The 964-nt window shown below is 52.9% G+C and carries 1 pseudogene and 1 other annotated feature; the pseudogene reads right to left on the minus strand.

The annotated features are described in order from the left end of the window. A pseudogene (locus tag KOSB73_RS28160) lies at window positions 1–911 on the minus strand (IS3 family transposase); the annotation flags it as partial. Continuing rightward, window positions 487–603 (minus strand) — a sequence feature (AL1L pseudoknot). Its footprint overlaps the pseudogene before it by 117 nt. Window positions 912–964 lie beyond the last annotated feature (53 nt).

The raw sequence follows: 964 nt of genomic DNA on the forward strand, positions 1-964 counted from the left end.
GGGGCGACGTGCCCACAGAGCTTGTTCCAGAGCATCCAGCACGAACCTTGCTTCCATCGACGATGAGACCCGCCAGCCAACGATCGTGCCTGCGAACACATCGATGATGAACGCCACATAGGCGAAGCCATGCCAGGTGCTAACGTACGTAAAATCTGCACACCAAAGCTGATTGGGACGTTCTGCCACAAACTGGCGGTTTACCAGATCCGCTGCTGCCGCTGTTTTACGACCGATCGTGGTCTTGATGACTTTGCCACGGAGTACGCCCCGAAGACCTATTATTTTCATCAGGCGTTCAACAGTACACCGGGCGACGCTAAAGCCCTCGCGGAGCAACTGACGCCAGACTTTTCGTGCCCCATAGACACTGTAATTTTCTCCGTAAACGCGTTTTATCTCCTGGATGATTTGAGCATCGCACTTTTCTCGTTGGCTACATTTCTCAGGATGTAGCTGGCGTTGCTGATGCCAGTAATATGTCGACGGGGCAATATCCAGTTCGCGACATACCGGCCCGACCCCGTGTGTACCACTCAGACGCTGCATAAGTGGCATTATTTTTTCCAGTGGCGGTCGAGCTCCGCCTGAGCAAAATAAGCTGAGGCCTGGCGCAATATATCATTGCTGCGGCGTAGCTCCCGATTTTCACGCTCCAGTTCTTTTAAACGCTGGCGCTCATTGGTGCTCAGTCCACCATCATCAGTGCTGACGGGGCTGACACCACCACGGACATCATTTTTATGCTGACGCAACCAGGCTCGTAGGGTGTCGTAATGGCACCCGATTTTTGACGATATGGCACGAATGGCATCCGGCTCAGAGTCATACTCATCACGGTGTTCCAACAACATTCTGACAGCGCGCTCACGCAGTTCAGGGGGATAGCGTTTGGCGGATTGTGATTTCATTTTGGGTCTCCTTTCACTGAGAGTTTAGTCTCCAAGAAACCCGGTACGGTTCA

It is taken from the genome of Klebsiella grimontii (assembly GCF_900200035.1).
GTDB lineage: Bacteria > Pseudomonadota > Gammaproteobacteria > Enterobacterales > Enterobacteriaceae > Klebsiella > Klebsiella grimontii.